Consider the following 14,955-nt stretch of genomic DNA (forward strand, 5'->3'; position numbering starts at 1 on the left):
GCGCTGCGCGCCGACCTCTCCCCGCTGGGGGGAGGTGACGTGCCCCGCCATGTTCAGCGCGTGATGACAGAGAGCAGAACCGCGCCCGCCGTCGAGGCCAGCCTGACGCATCTCGCCGTCAGCCTGCGTGGCGTGACGAAAACTTACGACAACGGCGTGATGGCGCTCGGCCCGTTCGACCTTGCCGTCCGCAAGGGCGAGTTCATCTCGCTGCTGGGCCCCTCCGGCTGTGGCAAGTCGACAGTGTTGCGGCTGATCGCCGAGCTCAGCGCGCCGTCGTCGGGCACGGTGCGGGTGGCACGGCAAGAGGGCGTGCCGCAGCCGGGCCACGGTATCGGTTTCGTGTTCCAGGAGCCCACCCTGATGCCCTGGGCCAACGTCCGTGAGAACGTGCGACTGCCGCTGAAGCTCGGCGGTGTGCCGAAAGCGGAGGGGCGCGCGCGTGCCGACGCGGCACTGGCGAGCGTCGGCCTTGCCGATTTTGCAGATAGCTTCCCGCGCGAGCTCTCCGGCGGCATGAAGATGCGGGTGTCGCTGGCGCGTGCGCTCGTCACCGATCCCGATATCCTGCTGATGGACGAGCCGTTCGCCGCGCTCGACGAGATCACGCGCTTCCGCCTCAACAACGATCTGCTGGCGCTGTGGCGAGGCTTACGCAAGACCGTCATCTTCGTCACCCATTCGGTGTTCGAATCCGTCTATCTGTCGCAGCGCATCGTCGTCATGACGGCGCGCCCCGGCCGCATCCAGGCCGACATCCGCATCGAGACGGTCGAGCCGCGGGGCGAGGAGTTTCGCACCTCGACGGCCTATTCCGATTATTGCCGACGCGTGTCGGCCGCGCTGGCGCCGTCCTATTCGGGGCAGTCGACGCTATGAACGCTCAAGCTCCCGTGCCCGCAAAATCGTCCGGCGCGCAACGCGCGATGCGCTTCGTGCTGCCCGTCATCGTCTTCGCAGCCGGCCTCTTTGCCTGGGAACTCGTGGTCCGCATCAGGGAGATCCCGCCTTACGTGCTGCCGGCGCCCTCCGTCATCGTGCTGACACTGATCAAGGACTGGGCGGTGCTGTCACAATCGCTGGCGACCACGCTTGTCACCACGCTCGAAGGTTTTGTCGCCGCCAGCATCGGCGGCATCGCACTGGCGCTGCTGTTCAACCAGTCGAAATGGGTGGAATATTCGCTGTTCCCCTATGCAATCGTGCTGCAGGTGACGCCTGTCATCGCGATCGCGCCGCTCTTGCTGATCTATCTGGAGCAGCAGACCGCGGTGGTCGTCTGCGCCTTCATCGTCGCCTTCTTCCCGGTGCTGTCGAACACCACGCTCGGGCTGAACTCGGTGGACCGCAACCTCGCCGGCCTGTTCCAGCTCTATGGCGCATCGAAGCCGCAAACCCTGCGCTTCCTCAAGCTGCCGGCGGCGCTGCCCTACATTCTCGGCGGCCTGCGCATCGCCGGCGGGCTGTCGCTGATCGGCGCGGTCGTGGCCGAGATCGCGGCCGGAACGGCCGGCGCCGGCTCCGGGCTCGCCTACAGGATCGCCGAGTCAGGCTATCGCTTGAACATACCCCGCATGTTTGCCGCGCTGCTTCTGTTGTCGCTGGCCGGGATTGTCATCTATGGGGTGCTGGCGCTAGTTTCCCACCTCGTTTTACGGCGCTGGCATGAGAGCGCGCTTGGAAAGGAAAACTGATGGCTGCCGGTTCGATTTCGTCCGAAAAGATCGACCTTCTGATCTATGGGCCGGTGCGGCCGATCCTCGAGAACGGGTTTTCCGATCATTTCGTCGTACACAAGGCAGAGACGCGCGGCGATCTCGAGCGGCTGACGCCCGCGGTGCGCGACAAGATCCGCGGCGTCGCGGTGACCTACCACACCGTGCGCGCGGACAAGGACTCGCTGTCGCAGCTGCCGAAGCTGGAGATGGTGGCGAGCTTCGGCGTCGGCTACGACCACGTCGACGCCAAATATGCGGCCGAGCACGGCATTATCGTGACCAACACGCCCGACGTCTTGACCGAGGAGGTCGCCGACGTCGCGATGGGCCTTCTGATCTCCACCTTGCGCGAGTTCATCAAGGCCGACCGCTATGTCCGCTCCGGGCTCTGGCAGACCCAGAACTATCCGCTCAGCGTCGGCTCGCTGCGCGACCGCAAGGTCGGCATCGTCGGCATGGGCCGGATCGGCCAGGCCATCGCGCGCCGGTTAGATGCCTCGCTGGTGCCGGTGGTCTACCACTCCCGCAATCCCTCCAAGGACGTCTCGTACAAGCACTATCCTGACCTGATCGAGATGGCGAAAGCGGTCGACACGCTTGTTGTGATCGTGCCCGGCGGTGCCAGCACCAACAAGATGATCAATGAAGAGGTGCTCAAGGCGCTCGGCCCGCGCGGCGTGCTGGTCAACGTCGCCCGCGGCTCGGTGATCGACGAGCCGGCGCTGATCCAGGCGCTGAAATCCGGCACCATTCTCGCCGCCGGGCTCGACGTGTTTGCGGCCGAGCCGAACGTGCCCGACGAGCTCAAGACCATGCAGAACGTCGTGCTGCTGCCGCATATCGGCTCGGCCTCGGTGGTGACGCGCAACGCCATGGACCAGCTCGTGGTCGACAATCTCAAGGCCTGGTTCGCCGGCAAGGCGCCGCTGACGCCGGTTGCGGAAACGCCGGTCAAGGGACGCTGATGATCGCTCGTCGCCTTCTCGCATATGTCGTTGCGGCCTGCCTGGCCGCGATCGGCGCCGTCGCGGCCTCCTTGGCCGCGATCGGCATCGCGCATGCGCAGGATGCGGCGAGCCTGAAGAAGCAGATGCCCGGACAATGGGAGCTCTCGACCACCGAGCGCAGCAAGACCTGCGTCGTCACGCTGAAGGCTGACGCCGCAGGCCAGGGTTTCAAGCTGGAGCTGGAGCCGTCCTGCAAGACCGCGCTGCCCTTCACCAAGGACATCGTGGCCTGGAGCGTGAGGGGCCTCGACATCGTGCGCCTGCAGGATGCGACCGGCGAAGCCGTGATCGACTTCACCGAGGTCGAGGCCGGCATCTTCGAGGGCCTGCGCCAGGGTGAGGGCGTCTACATTCTGCAGGATCTCGCCGCCGCGCGCTCGATGGCGAAGTCAATGGACCAGATGATCGGCGATTGGTCGATGGTGCGCCGCAACGGCCAGCCGGTGTGCGGGCTGACGCTGACCAACACCGAGGCTGATGCGGACAATTTCCAGGTTTTCCTCAAGCCGAGATGCGACGCCACGATCGCGCAGTTCAACCCGACGCAATGGCGCCTCGAGCGCGGCCAGATCATCCTGATGTCGAAATCGGGCGAAGCCTGGCAATTCGAGGCCGACGACAACGCGCAGTGGCGCCGCGTCCCCGACACCGCCGATCCCCTGATCATGCTGCGGCAGTAGGGCGTCGGCCGAGACCGCTAAGGCCGCGCGGCCTTTGGTCGTGCCCTGACGGGACGAACTCGGATGGGCCAAAAATCGCCTTGACCCCGGAATATTGCCGGCTCGAACTTTTCTCGCGTCTGGAGAGACCAAGACAAGGAATCGTTCAAACTCGATCGGGCTTTGACATGAAATTCGTTGCCCTGGCCTTTTCGTGCCTTCTGCTTGTCGCGACGCCCGCCAGCGCGAATGACAGCCGCACCTTCAATGCGATGGTCGCGTTGGCCAATCGCGGAGATGCGGAGGCACAATATCATGTCGGCATGATGCACAATAACGGCATCGGCACACAGCAGGATCGCAGCCAGGCATTCGAGTGGTTTCAAAAATCGGCCGCGGCCAACGATCCGCTCGGAGCCTATAAGCTCGGCTGCTATTATGACGGGCAAGGCGTGGGCGTCGTCGCAACGGATCCGGATCAGGCATTGAAGTACAAGCTTGTGTCCGCCAAGGCCGGCTACGCGCGTGCCCAGCACGATGTCGCTCTCATGTATGACCGGCAAGGGAATAGGGAAGAAGCGCTGAAGTGGTGGAAGATGGCCGGCGACCAGGGTCTCCCTAGCGCCCTCTTCAGCCTGTCCCGCGCATATTCCGCAGGAAAGGGCACGCCGAGGGACGTGTCCCTGTCGTATGCCTATTTCAAGCTGTCGAAGGTGGCGCCGGCCAAGAATGTCAACGAGATGGCTTCGATGTTATCGAAGCCTGAGCTCGAGAAGGCCGAGAAACTGGTTGCGGAATGGAAGCCGCAACCGACCGCTCTGACGCTGAAGGCATTCGCCGGCATCACAGCCGCGGAAAACCACTTGAAAGCCGCCAAGAACCAGGCGTTCTGATTGGCTTAGATCAACCGCATTCCGCGCAGGCTCGCATGCCCGCTCTTGCCCACGATGATGTGGTCGTGCACGGCAATCCCGAGCGGTTTTGCGATGTCGATGATCGCCTTGGTCATCTGGATGTCGGCCTGCGAGGGCGAGGGATCGCCGGAGGGGTGGTTGTGCACTAGGATCAGCGCGGTCGCCGATAGTTCCAGCGCGCGCTTGATAACCTCGCGCGGATAGACCGGGGTGTGGTCGACCGTGCCGGTCTGCTGCACCTCGTCGGCGATCAGCTGGTTGCGCTTGTCCAGGAACAGCAGGCGGAATTGCTCCTTGTCGGCAAACGCCATGCTTGTGCGGCAATAGGCGATCACCTCGTTCCAGGATGACAGCGCGTTGCGGCTGTTGACCTCGCCCTTGGCAACGCGATGCGCGGCCGCGGCGATCAGCTTGAGCTGGTTGATCGCGGACTCGCCGACCCCCTCGACCTCGCGCAAGCGCGCCACTGGCGCATGCACGACCTCGGCGAACGAGCCGAAGGTCTTGATCAGCGTCTTCGCCAGCGGCTTGGTGTCGCGCCGCGGCAGCGCGGCAAACAGCGCCATCTCGAGCAGCTCGTAATCGCTGAGCGCATCCGCGCCCGCGCTATAGAAGCGCTCGCGCAGCCGCTCGCGATGACCGAGATAATGCGGCGTCTCGTCAGGCTTGCTTTTGTCGTGGTCAGGCTTCGCGGGCATCGGCCGCCAGCATTGCCGGGGATGGTGGGTTTTGCAACCGTCAATTGCGCGCGCCTTGCATAGGTGCGCTTCCGGCATGAAGCGGATGATGATCAGCCGTTTTTCCCGCCCTTCGTCACAGCTGGCGATCATGGGCCCTGGTGACGCCAGAAGCTATCGTTGGGCACGACGCCTGCGGGATCGGCGGCCAGGTCCGGCCTGATACGATCGAGGAAGTACATCGGGGTCGGCCCCTTGCCCTTCACCTCGATGCTGCCGCGCGGTTCGCAGGTGAAGCGCGCTTTGACCAGGTTCCAGGTCGCCTCGGCAATGTTGATCCGTCCGGGATCGGCGGCCGCCTGCAGACGCGCGGCGACGTTCACCGCGTTGCCCCAGATATCGTAGCTGAACTTGCGCGTTCCGACGACGCCAGCGATGACCGGGCCGGTGTTGATGCCGATTCGCGCCATCCAGAGCGGCAGCCTCAGCCGTTCGCGCTGACGGTTCGCCTTGGCGAGCAGGTCCTGAATCTCGAGCGCCGCCAGCGCGGCATCGACAGCGTGCGTCCGGTTGATCTCGGGCAGGCCGCCGGCACAGAGATAGGCATCGCCGATGGTCTTTATCTTTTCGAGCCGATGGCGCGCAATGATCTCGTCGAACGTGCTGTAGTACTCGTCGAGCTGGTGCACGACCTGCGCCGGCTCGATCGCCTCGACGTGCCGGGTGAAGTCGGCGAAATCGACGAAGAGGATGCTGACCGACTGGTAGAAGCGCGGCCGCACCTTCGCGTTGGCCTTGAGCTCCTCGGCGATCGCAGGGGGGAGGATGTTGAGCAGGAGCGCATCTGATTTGCTCCGCTCCGCCTCCGCCATTGCGCGCGCCTTGTCGAGCTCGGCCAGCATCTCGTCGCGCTCGCGGAGTCTACGTCTGAGCTCGAGCTGAGCCACGGCCTGACGCGAGATCCGCCGCACTGCTTCTTGCTGCTCGAAGCTGAGCTCGCGCGGCTCGAAATCGATGACGCACAGCGTTCCGAGCGCGTATCCCTCCTCGCTGATCAGCGGCATGCCGCAATAGAAGCGCAGCCCGAACTCGCCGGCGACCAACGGCGAATCGCTGAACCTCGGATCCTTCGTGAGGTCAGGCACATACATGAGATCGTCATGGCAGATCGTCGCCTGGCAGATCGAGATCTCCTTGGGCACGTGCGTAAGGTCAGGCGGCAGGCCGCACTTGGCCTTGAGCCATTGTCGCTTGTCGTCGAGGAAGGTCAGCAGCCCGGCGCTGCAGCCGCAGATCTGCGCCGCCAAGTCCGCCAGTTCATCATAGGCGATCTCCGGCGGCGTATCGAGAATGCGATAGGTTTCGAGGGCTTGCTGCCGCGCCTGCTCGTTGTCCGGCAGGTAGATCTTCATGTCGTCCGCCACCGCTCGACAGAACCCGCCATGACCATATCTCCATGCCCAGTCAAGACGCCTGCATTAGAACACCGGAGGCGGATCATGGAAAGGTGCGACTCCCTGCGCAGTCAGCGAAACCGACGTGATTGTGGTCATGCTTTTCCTATCATGCACGTGCTTTCACCTCGACGTCGGCCGCCTGTTGCCCGTCGCGTGCGTCTCAGCGCTGTTGTGGGGGGCCTTCTGGCGAAGGCAAGATCTGGGACGATCAACCGAGACCCGGACTCGGGCCTAGGTCAGTAAGCGCGTCCTCGACGCGTTGGTGCGCAAAGGCAGAATCGCCACCCGCCAAAGGGGGCCGCCGCTAGCAATAGCTGACGCACCGGGCTCACCCGATCTGCTTCTCGCCGTGCCGCGCCGATAGCGTGAAGATCTCGACGCCGGTCGCCGTCACGCCGACCGAGTGCTCGAACTGCGCCGACAGCGAGCGGTCGCGGGTCACCGCGGTCCAGCCGTCGGACAGGATCTTCACGTGCGGCTTGCCGAGATTGATCATCGGCTCGATGGTGAAGAACATGCCGGGCTTGAGCTGCACGCCCTCGCCGGGCCGGCCGATATGGATGATGTTCGGCTCGTCGTGGAACATGCGCCCCAAACCATGGCCGCAGAAATCGCGCACCACGCTCATGCCCTGCGGCTCGACGAAGCTCTGGATGGCATGGCCGATGTCGCCGGTGGTGGCGCCGGGCTTCACCGCGGCGATGCCGCGCATCATGGCTTCATAGGTCACCTCGATCAGCCGCTCCGCCTTGCGGGCAATTGGGCCGATCGCATACATCCGGCTGGAATCGCCATACCAGCCGTCGACGATGAAGGTGACGTCGATGTTGACGATGTCCCCCTCTTTCAACGGACGGTCGCCTGGCATGCCGTGGCAGACAACATGGTTGAGCGAGGTGCAGGTCGAGTAGCGGTAGCCGCGATACATCAGCGTCGCCGGATAGGCACCATGGCTGAAGGCGAAGTCGCGGACGAATTCGTCGATTCTGGAGGTCGGCACGCCCGGCCCGACGATGTCGGTGAGCTCGTCCAGGCACCTGGCCACCAGCGCGCCCGCCTTGCGCATGCCGGCAAAGGCGGCAGGCCCGTGCAGCTTGATCTGTCCGGTCTTGCGCAGGGAGGTCTCGGTGGCGTCGACATAGCTCATGCGTGTCAGGTCTTCTCGGGCTGATCTCGATGTCGGTGGAAAGGTTTGATTTCAGGCCCCAATCTAATGATTGGCAGGCTTCATGCAAGCCGAAGGGCCTGCTTGGGGGGTGAAAGTGACCTAATTCGGCACTTCCACGGCGGTTTCCACCGGCAGGGCGCCGCCGCGGATGCGGATTTCGCGGACGGGATAGGGAACTCGGATGCCCTCACGCTTGAAGGCGTCCCACAGCTCCAGCATCACGTCGCTCTTGACCTTGTCCATGCCGTCGGGGTCGGCGATCCAGAAGGTCAGCGAGAACTTCATCCCGGCTTCCGCGAACTCGCTCAGGAGACAGGTCGGGGGCTTGCCCTTCTGCGCGCGCGGATGAGCGGCGGCGGTCTCGGCGGCGAGCGTACAAACCAGCTTCGGGTCGGCGTCGTAATTGGTGCCGAAGGCGATCTTCACCAGCGTGTTCTTGTCGGTATAGGTCCAGTTAACGACCTTCTGCGTCACCAGATCCTCGTTCGGGACCAGGAATTCGCGCCCGTCGCCGGCAGCGACGGAAATATAGCGCGTCTTCATCGCGCTGATGCGGCCGGTGTTGTCGCCGATGGTGACGAGATCGCCGGGCTTCACCGATTTGTCGGCGAGCAGGATGATGCCAGAGATGAAATTGGCGACGATCTTCTGCAGGCCGATACCGATGCCGACGCCGACCGCGCCGGAGAACACCGCGAGCGCCGACAGGTCGATTCCGACCGCGCCGAGCGCGATCACGATGGCGACCGTGAGCAGCCCGATGCGGATGATCTTGACCAGCAGCACCTGCACCGACGGCGTCAGGTCGGTGGTCGAATTGATCCGGCTCTCGGCGAAATTGCTGGCGATGTTGGTGAGCCAGAGTGCGATCAGCAGCAGCGCGCCGGCCTTCAGCGCCAGGAGGGGGGTCAGCCTGAGGCCGCCGAGCACGATCGCGAAGGAATCCAATAGGTCGACCGTCGCATCGAGCTGGCCCACGATGGAGAGCGCGGCGATGAACCATGCCGTGATCGACACCAGCTTGACGATGAAGGCGTTGCGCAGCACCGAGGTCACGAGCCGGATCACGAGCCATGCGAAACCAAGCTTGGCTGCGACCATCAGGAGATAGGAACGGCTCGGCCAGGTCGCGTGATACATCACCACGCGCGAGACGATCACGAGCAGCGTGAACACCGCCGTCGAGGCGCTGGCGACCATGACCCGGACGAAATGCCGGAGCGGCAGCGGCCAGCGCATCGCCAGCGAGGTCAGGTCGGCACGGCTGCGAATGGCGGCCTCCGCGGCATAGGCGATGCCGGCGGCGGCCAGGATGAGGCCGAATTGCAGGTAGAACCAGGGTGAGGAGAATTCTGCCCCGACGCTGCGTGCGGTGGTCTGCACGAACTCCATGAAGTCTTTGAGGTCCATGTCCATCGGGTCTCGTCGGCAAGCGGGGAGGAATTGATTCGAGGGCGCCGACAATCCCACAAAGGACGCGGCCGGGCCATCGATACACCGTGAAGTGAAGCGCGTTAAGGCCGTAAAATACGGGCAGATTGCCGCGAAGCGCGAAAATGGGTTGGCGCGCGAGTCCACCGACGATAAGGATGAAATTCCAGCGATTTCTTACCCGGAAGGTGGATGGCTTCCCTCGACTCCGTCAGTCTCGCCATATTGCTCGGCGCCGTCCTCGTCATGGCCGGCATCCTCTCGAGCCTGCTTGCGCTGCGCTTCGGCGCGCCCTTGCTGCTCGTCTTCCTCATCATCGGCATGCTCGCCGGCGATTCCGGCCCAGGTCAGCTCCAGTTCGACGACGTCCGCACCACCTATCTGGTCGGCTCCGTCGCGCTCGCCCTGATCCTGTTCGACGGCGGCCTGCGCACGCGCTTTGCCAGCATCCGCACCGTGCTTGCGCCGTCCGTGGTGCTCGCGACAGTCGGCGTGCTGCTGACCGCGCTGGTCACGGCGCCGTTCGCCAAATATGCGCTCGACCTCAACTGGTCGGAGTCGCTGCTGGTCGGGGCGGTGGTGGCCTCGACCGACGCTGCGGCCGTGTTCCTGCTGGTGCACACCCAGGGCCTGCGTCTGCGCCCGCGCGTCGGCGCGACGCTGGAGGCGGAATCCGGCACCAACGATCCCTTCGCGATCTTCCTCACCTTGATGCTGGTCGAATACATCTCGCTGGGATCGAGCTCGCCCGGCCATGTGCTGATGGAGTTCATCCAGGAGGCGGTGCTGGGTGCTGTCGTCGGCGTGTTCGGCGGCCGCCTCGTCGTCATCGCGCTCAACAAGGTCGCCCTGCCGCAGGGCCTGCATGCGCCCTTCGTGACCACGGCCGCGCTCGTGATCTTCGGCGGCTCGCAGATCATGCACGCCTCCGGCTTCCTCGCGGTCTATCTCGCCGGCATCATCATCGGCAACCGGCCGACCCGCGCGCATAATTCGGTGGTGACATTCCTCGACGCCGCGACCTGGCTGGCGCAGATCGTGATGTTCGTGCTGCTCGGCCTTCTGGTCTCGCCGAGTCGGTTGGGTTCCAGCGTGCTGCCAGCGGTCGCCGTCGCGCTCGTCTTGATGCTGCTGGCGCGCCCGCTCGCGGTGTTCGTGTGCCTGTCGCCGTTCCGCTTCAACTGGCGTGAGAAGATTTTCATCGCCTGGACGGGCCTCCGCGGTGCGGTCGCAATCTTCCTGGCCTCGATCCCGATGCTGGTCGGGCTGCCCAAGGCCTATCTCTATTTCGACGTGGCCTTTGTCGTCGTCATCATCTCGCTTCTGCTGCAAGGCTGGACCCTGGCGCCGGCCGCGCGCAAGCTGCACGTGGCGCTGCCCCGCGCCGACCGCGGCCCCCGCCGCGTCGAGCTCGATCTGCCCGGCCAGCTCGAGCAGCAGCTGGTCGGCTATCCGGTGCGGCCCAAGAGCCTGTATTTCCGTCGCGGCCTGATCCCGTCCTGGTCCAAGCCGACACTGGTGATCCGCAACGAGCACATCCTGACGCCGACGGAGGCCGATCCGATCGCACCGGGCGACTACATCTATCTGCTGGCGCCGCCGGAAAAGGCCGAAGCGCTCGACCGTTTCTTCGTCGACATGCAGCCGAGCACCGCGCCCGATCCGCATCTGCTCGGCGACTTCATGGTCTCCGGCGAGCACACGCTCGCCGAGCTCGCCGCGATCTACGGTGTGAAGGTCGGCGAGGACGACGGCAAGCTGACCCTGGCAGATTATTTCGACGTCCATCTCGACCACGCGCCGAAAGAGGGCGCCGAGCTGCCGCTGGACGAGATCGTGCTGGTCGCACGATCAATCTCCGGCGGCCGCGTCAACGTCGTCGGCCTGCGTCTGCCGGAAGAAGACGAAACGCCGCCGCCGCTGACCCGCGCGCAGGCGGTGAGAAAGAAGCTCGCCGATGTCTGGACTTCGGTCGCTGGAGTTTGACTTGCGAAGAGGAACTGCCACCAAATCGCCGCAACCGCCGAAGTTTTGCGCGGATTCGTGACATCCGGATCCGGAACGCTCCGCATTTCCTCTCGTTCTAAGCTGTATAGAAGTTTGGACTGACAGGAGTACGCCAATGCGAAAGTTCGCCCTTCCGATCGCGACTGTCCTCGTGCTGGGCGCAGCGGCGCCGGCTATGGCCTACGACACCGGCGATCAGATCTCGATGCAGGTTGCGCTTGACGTCGCGACCGATCTTGGCGTTGCGACGGTGTCGCACACGAACTTCCTCGGCGACGAATGGCAGATTGAGGGCCGCGACCGCGCCGGCCGCTGGATCGAGGTCGATGTGGATGCCCGGACCGGCGAAGTGCGAAACGTCGACCGCGGCTGGTAGCGGGGGTTGGCCCGATCACGTCAGCACCTTCACCCCGCCGAACGACGTCACCCGCCCCTGCTTCAGCATCACGATCTGCGTCGCGAGCTGGCGCAGCTCGGCGACGTCGTGGCTGACATAGACCATCGGCACATTGGCCTCGTCGCGCAGCCGCACCAGGTAGGGCAGGATCTCGAGCTTGCGGCCCTCGTCGAGCGCGCCGAGCGGCTCGTCGAGCAGCAGGAGGCGCGGCTTCGACAGCAGCGCGCGGCCGAGCGCGACGCGCTGGCGCTCGCCGCCGGACAGCTTCCCGGGACGGCGATCCCTGAGCGCGCCGATGTCGAGCAGGTCGATGATGCGCTTGTGCTGCGCCGGATCGGGCGCAAGCCTGTTCATCCGCCGTCCGTAGTCGAGGTTCTGCGCCACGCTCAGATGCGGAAACAGCCGCGCATCCTGGAACACGTAGCCGATGCGGCGGCGGTAAGTGGGCACGTGAATGCCGGCCGCGGTGTCGTCGACGATCTCGCCGTCGATCGCGATGGTGCCGCGATCGGGCCGCAGCAGGCCGGCGATCATGTTGACCAGCGAGCTCTTGCCGGCGCCCGAGGCGCCGAACAGGCCGATGACGCGCCCCTCGCTGCTGAAGGAAGCGGACAGCGAGAATTCGCCGAGCTGTTTTTCGACGTCGACGCGCAGCATGGTCAATTCCCGTGCAGGCGCTGCGTGGCGCGGCGGGCGAACCATTCGGCCGCGATCAGCGCGCCGATCGCGAGCACGATCGAGACGATCACGAGCCGGCCCGCCGCGGCGTCGCCGTCGGGGGTCTGGATCAGCGAATAGATCGCGGATGAAATCGTCTGGGTCTCTCCTGGAATGTTGGAGACGAAGGTGATGGTGGCGCCGAACTCGCCGATCGCCTTGGCAAAGCCCAGCACCATGCCGGCGAGCACGCCCGGCAGCGCCAGCGGCAGCGTCACCGTGAAGAACACTTTCCACGGCGCTGCGCCGAGCGTCTCCGCAGCCTGCTCGAGCCGGCGGTCGATCGCCTCGATCGACAGCCGCATCGGCCGCACCAGCAGCGGAAACGCCATCACGCCGCAAGCGAGCGCAGCACCGGTCCAGCGGAATGCGAAGACGATGCCGAGATGGTCGGCGAGAAAGCTGCCAATGAGGCCTTTGCGACCGAAGCTGAGCAGCAGCAGATAACCGGTGACGACGGGCGGTAGCACCAGGGGCAGATGCACGAGTGCGTCGAGCACCGACTTGCCCCAGAAATCACGCCGCGCGAGCAGCCACGCCAGCGCAATGCCGAACGGCGTCGCGACCAGCGTGGCAATGACGGCGACCCTGAGCGAAAGCAGGATCGCCGTCCATTCGGCGGGAGAGATGTCGAACATCAAGCCGTCATATCAGGTCGCAGAAACAGGTTGCAAAATCAGGTTTGCAGGAATCAGGTCGCAACAATCAGGTTGTGGGGCTGATCAGGAACTTGAAGCCGTATTTTTCCAAGATGGCCTTGGCCGCCGCCGAGCGCAGGAAGGCGAGATAGCCGTTCGCCTCCGGCTTGGCAGTGCTGGTCGCCGCGACCGGATAGATGATCGCAGGATGCGAATCCGCCGGGAAGGTGCCGACGATCTTCACGCCCGGCTCGACCTTGGCGTCGGTGGAATAGACGATGCCGAGCACAGCCTCGCCGCGGGCGACCAGCGTCAGCGCGGCGCGCACGCTCTCGGCCATGGCGAATTTCGGCTCCGCGGCCTGCCAGGCCCCGAGCTTTTCCAGCGCTGCCTTGGCGTATTTGCCTGCCGGTACCGACCTGACGTCACCGGTCGCGATCCTGCCGTCGCCGGCGAGCTTGGCGAGATCGAAACCTGGCGCGATCGTCACACTGTCGATCTTGGAATCCTTCGGCGCGATCAGCACGATGCTGTTGCCGAGCAGATTCACTCTGGAAGGCTCGTTGATGGTCTTCTTGGAGATCGCGTAGTCCATCCAGTCGGTGTCGGCTGAGACGAACACGTCGGCCGGCGCACCCTGCTCGATCTGCTTGGCCAGCACCGAGCTAGCGGCGTAGCTGACGCTGAACTTGACCCCGGTCCTGGCGGTGTAGACGGCGTCGATCTCGTCCAGCGCGTTCTTCATCGAGGCGGCGGCGAACACGGTGACGGTCTTGTCCTCGGCCGCGGCGGGCGCGACGGCCGTGCCGGCGAGAATGACGAAGGCGGTGAAAAGTCCTGACAGACGAAACATGGATGCGCTCCGTGCGGGCTCGCGCGCGCAAGGTTGCACGCGCGAAATCTGGCGTTGGCTGGTCAGATGCGACGGGCGGACGCGCTGTTCCACGGTCCCTGGCGACGGCTTACGGCCGGCGAGGATATCGCAGTGCAAACATAGCAGGCCGTGGCCGCAGGTCAAAGCCGGCCGTTTGTCGGCCAGCTTCTATCGGGCCGGCGAGTTCGTCATCCCGGGGCGCGCGTAGCGCGAGCCCGGGATCCATAACCACAGGATTGCGTTGGGCGAAGACTCGGAGTGACCTGCTTCGCGCAAGTATCACTCCCTGTGGTTATGGGTCCCGTGCTCGCCGCGCGCCCCGGGACGACCTCCGTGGCAGCGAACCTTACGGCTTCGCATCCCCTGCATGCAGCACCGCCTTGCAGGTTGCCGGCATCTGCGCGAGCGTCATCGGCGGCTTCGGCTTGGGCGGCTCGGGCGGCGGCTTGGGGTGCAGCACCGCATCGGAGAACCAATAGGCGAGATCGGCGGGCTTGCAGCCTTCGTCCTCGGCCTGTGACGGCTGGCCCTCGCATTCGCCGGCCCCGGCCGGGCAGTGCATGCGGATGTGGAAGTGGTAGTCGTGGCCCCACCAGGGGCGGATCTTCGACAGCCAGGCGCGGTCGCCCTTGGCCTCGCGGCACAGCGCCTTCTTGATCGCGGCGTTAACGAAGATGCGCTGCACGGCGGGCTCTCGCGCCGCGGCGCGCAGCACCAGCACATGGCTTGGTGTGAACACTTTTGGGTCGATGTCGAGCCGGTCCTGGCGCACCATCATCACCGCAGACATTTCCTCGCGCTCCTCGCGCGAGAGCCGGCGGTCCGGCATCGGCGTCAGCCAGATGTCGGCGTCGAGACCGATCTGGTGGCTGGCATGGCCTGACAGCGCCGGCCCGCCGCGCGGCTGGGCGATGTCGCCGACCAGGATGCCGGGCCAGCCGGCGTCCTTGTGCGCCTTGGCTGCGAGCCGCTTGATCAACGCGATCATGTCGGGATGACCGTAGCTGCGATTGCGCGACAGCCGCATCACCTGCCAATTGTCGCCGTTGACCGGCATCTGCGCGGCGCCGCCGATGCAGCCCCTGGTGTAGGAGCCGATGACGTGGGCCGGCCCCTTCGATGGCAGCAGCTTGCGCGCGAACAATTCCTTGGCGGCGAGATCGGGGTCGTTGGGATTGGCGAGCGGCGGCAGCGGCTTCGGGTTGATGCTGCCACGGTCCTGGGCCAGCGCGCCACCGGCGCCCAGGCAGACGAACGAGAGCAGGAGGAGGGTGATGCCGCGGCGACTCAT

At 65.1% G+C, this 14,955-nt stretch carries 15 protein-coding genes; 7 read left to right on the forward strand and 8 right to left on the reverse strand.

From position 1 onward, the window contains the following. The first annotated feature begins 63 nt into the window (after positions 1 to 63). The 5 genes from I6F12_RS22540 to I6F12_RS22560 all read left to right on the forward strand — a co-directional run bounded on the left by I6F12_RS22540 (position 64) and on the right by I6F12_RS22560 (position 4,277). Positions 64 to 879 carry an ABC transporter ATP-binding protein gene (locus tag I6F12_RS22540; protein WP_225157371.1) on the forward strand — a complete coding sequence of 272 codons (816 nt, stop codon included), beginning with the start codon at positions 64 to 66 and terminating at the stop codon, positions 877 to 879. Continuing rightward, positions 876 to 1,694 carry an ABC transporter permease gene (locus I6F12_RS22545; RefSeq protein ID WP_057027478.1) on the forward strand — a complete coding sequence of 273 codons (819 nt, stop codon included), beginning with the start codon at positions 876 to 878 and terminating at the stop codon, positions 1,692 to 1,694. The genes I6F12_RS22540 and I6F12_RS22545 overlap by 4 nt, the downstream gene beginning before the upstream one ends. Further along, positions 1,694 to 2,683 carry a 2-hydroxyacid dehydrogenase gene (locus I6F12_RS22550; protein ID WP_036014221.1) on the forward strand — a complete coding sequence of 330 codons (990 nt, stop codon included), beginning with the start codon at positions 1,694 to 1,696 and terminating at the stop codon, positions 2,681 to 2,683. The genes I6F12_RS22545 and I6F12_RS22550 overlap by 1 nt, the downstream gene beginning before the upstream one ends. Next, positions 2,683 to 3,405, forward strand: a complete 723-nt coding sequence (locus I6F12_RS22555; RefSeq protein ID WP_036014220.1) for an AprI/Inh family metalloprotease inhibitor — start codon at positions 2,683 to 2,685, stop codon at positions 3,403 to 3,405. Before I6F12_RS22550 ends, I6F12_RS22555 begins: the two co-directional genes overlap by 1 nt. A gap of 80 nt (positions 3,406 to 3,485) precedes the next feature. Continuing rightward, positions 3,486 to 4,277 (forward strand): tetratricopeptide repeat protein, encoded by a 792-nt coding sequence (locus I6F12_RS22560; protein ID WP_225157239.1) that lies wholly within the window; start codon positions 3,486 to 3,488, stop codon positions 4,275 to 4,277. Between the two features lie 5 nt (positions 4,278 to 4,282). On the opposite strand, the gene radC is transcribed toward I6F12_RS22560, so the two are convergent. From radC to I6F12_RS22580, 4 genes are all read right to left on the reverse strand, one after another. After that, positions 4,283 to 4,996, reverse strand: coding sequence for a DNA repair protein RadC (gene radC, locus I6F12_RS22565; RefSeq protein ID WP_036026412.1), 714 nt, complete (start codon positions 4,994 to 4,996; stop codon positions 4,283 to 4,285). A 128-nt stretch (positions 4,997 to 5,124) separates the two neighbouring features. Beyond that, positions 5,125 to 6,387 carry an adenylate/guanylate cyclase domain-containing protein gene (locus tag I6F12_RS22570; RefSeq protein WP_051057161.1) on the reverse strand — a complete coding sequence of 421 codons (1,263 nt, stop codon included), beginning with the start codon at positions 6,385 to 6,387 and terminating at the stop codon, positions 5,125 to 5,127. Positions 6,388 to 6,760: 373 nt separating this feature from the next. Then, positions 6,761 to 7,579: a type I methionyl aminopeptidase gene (gene map, locus I6F12_RS22575; RefSeq protein WP_036014218.1), complete on the reverse strand. Its 819-nt coding sequence runs from the start codon at positions 7,577 to 7,579 to the stop codon at positions 6,761 to 6,763. 120 nt (positions 7,580 to 7,699) lie between these two features. Beyond that, positions 7,700 to 9,016: a mechanosensitive ion channel domain-containing protein gene (locus I6F12_RS22580; protein ID WP_225114606.1), complete on the reverse strand. Its 1,317-nt coding sequence runs from the start codon at positions 9,014 to 9,016 to the stop codon at positions 7,700 to 7,702. A 207-nt stretch (positions 9,017 to 9,223) separates the two neighbouring features. On the opposite strand from I6F12_RS22580, the gene I6F12_RS22585 reads away from it, so the two are divergent. Further along, positions 9,224 to 11,017: a potassium/proton antiporter gene (locus tag I6F12_RS22585; protein ID WP_225157240.1), complete on the forward strand. Its 1,794-nt coding sequence runs from the start codon at positions 9,224 to 9,226 to the stop codon at positions 11,015 to 11,017. 136 nt (positions 11,018 to 11,153) lie between these two features. Beyond that, positions 11,154 to 11,414 carry a PepSY domain-containing protein gene (locus I6F12_RS22590; RefSeq protein ID WP_036014215.1) on the forward strand — a complete coding sequence of 87 codons (261 nt, stop codon included), beginning with the start codon at positions 11,154 to 11,156 and terminating at the stop codon, positions 11,412 to 11,414. 15 nt (positions 11,415 to 11,429) lie between these two features. On the opposite strand, the gene modC is transcribed toward I6F12_RS22590, so the two are convergent. The 4 genes from modC to mepA all read right to left on the reverse strand — a co-directional run bounded on the left by modC (position 11,430) and on the right by mepA (position 14,955). Beyond that, entirely contained in the window at positions 11,430 to 12,092 is a 663-nt protein-coding gene (gene modC / locus I6F12_RS22595) for a molybdenum ABC transporter ATP-binding protein (protein ID WP_225157241.1), read from the reverse strand. 2 nt (positions 12,093 to 12,094) lie between these two features. After that, positions 12,095 to 12,790: a molybdate ABC transporter permease subunit gene (gene modB, locus I6F12_RS22600; protein WP_225114603.1), complete on the reverse strand. Its 696-nt coding sequence runs from the start codon at positions 12,788 to 12,790 to the stop codon at positions 12,095 to 12,097. A 67-nt stretch (positions 12,791 to 12,857) separates the two neighbouring features. Then, a complete protein-coding gene (gene modA / locus I6F12_RS22605) occupies positions 12,858 to 13,643 on the reverse strand; it encodes a molybdate ABC transporter substrate-binding protein (protein ID WP_225157242.1) in 786 nt (261 codons plus the stop codon). Positions 13,644 to 14,010: 367 nt separating this feature from the next. Next, entirely contained in the window at positions 14,011 to 14,955 is a 945-nt protein-coding gene (gene mepA / locus I6F12_RS22610) for a penicillin-insensitive murein endopeptidase (protein ID WP_225157243.1), read from the reverse strand.

Origin of the sequence: Bradyrhizobium sp. IC4059 (assembly GCF_020193615.1) — a bacterium.
GTDB lineage: Bacteria > Pseudomonadota > Alphaproteobacteria > Rhizobiales > Xanthobacteraceae > Bradyrhizobium > Bradyrhizobium yuanmingense.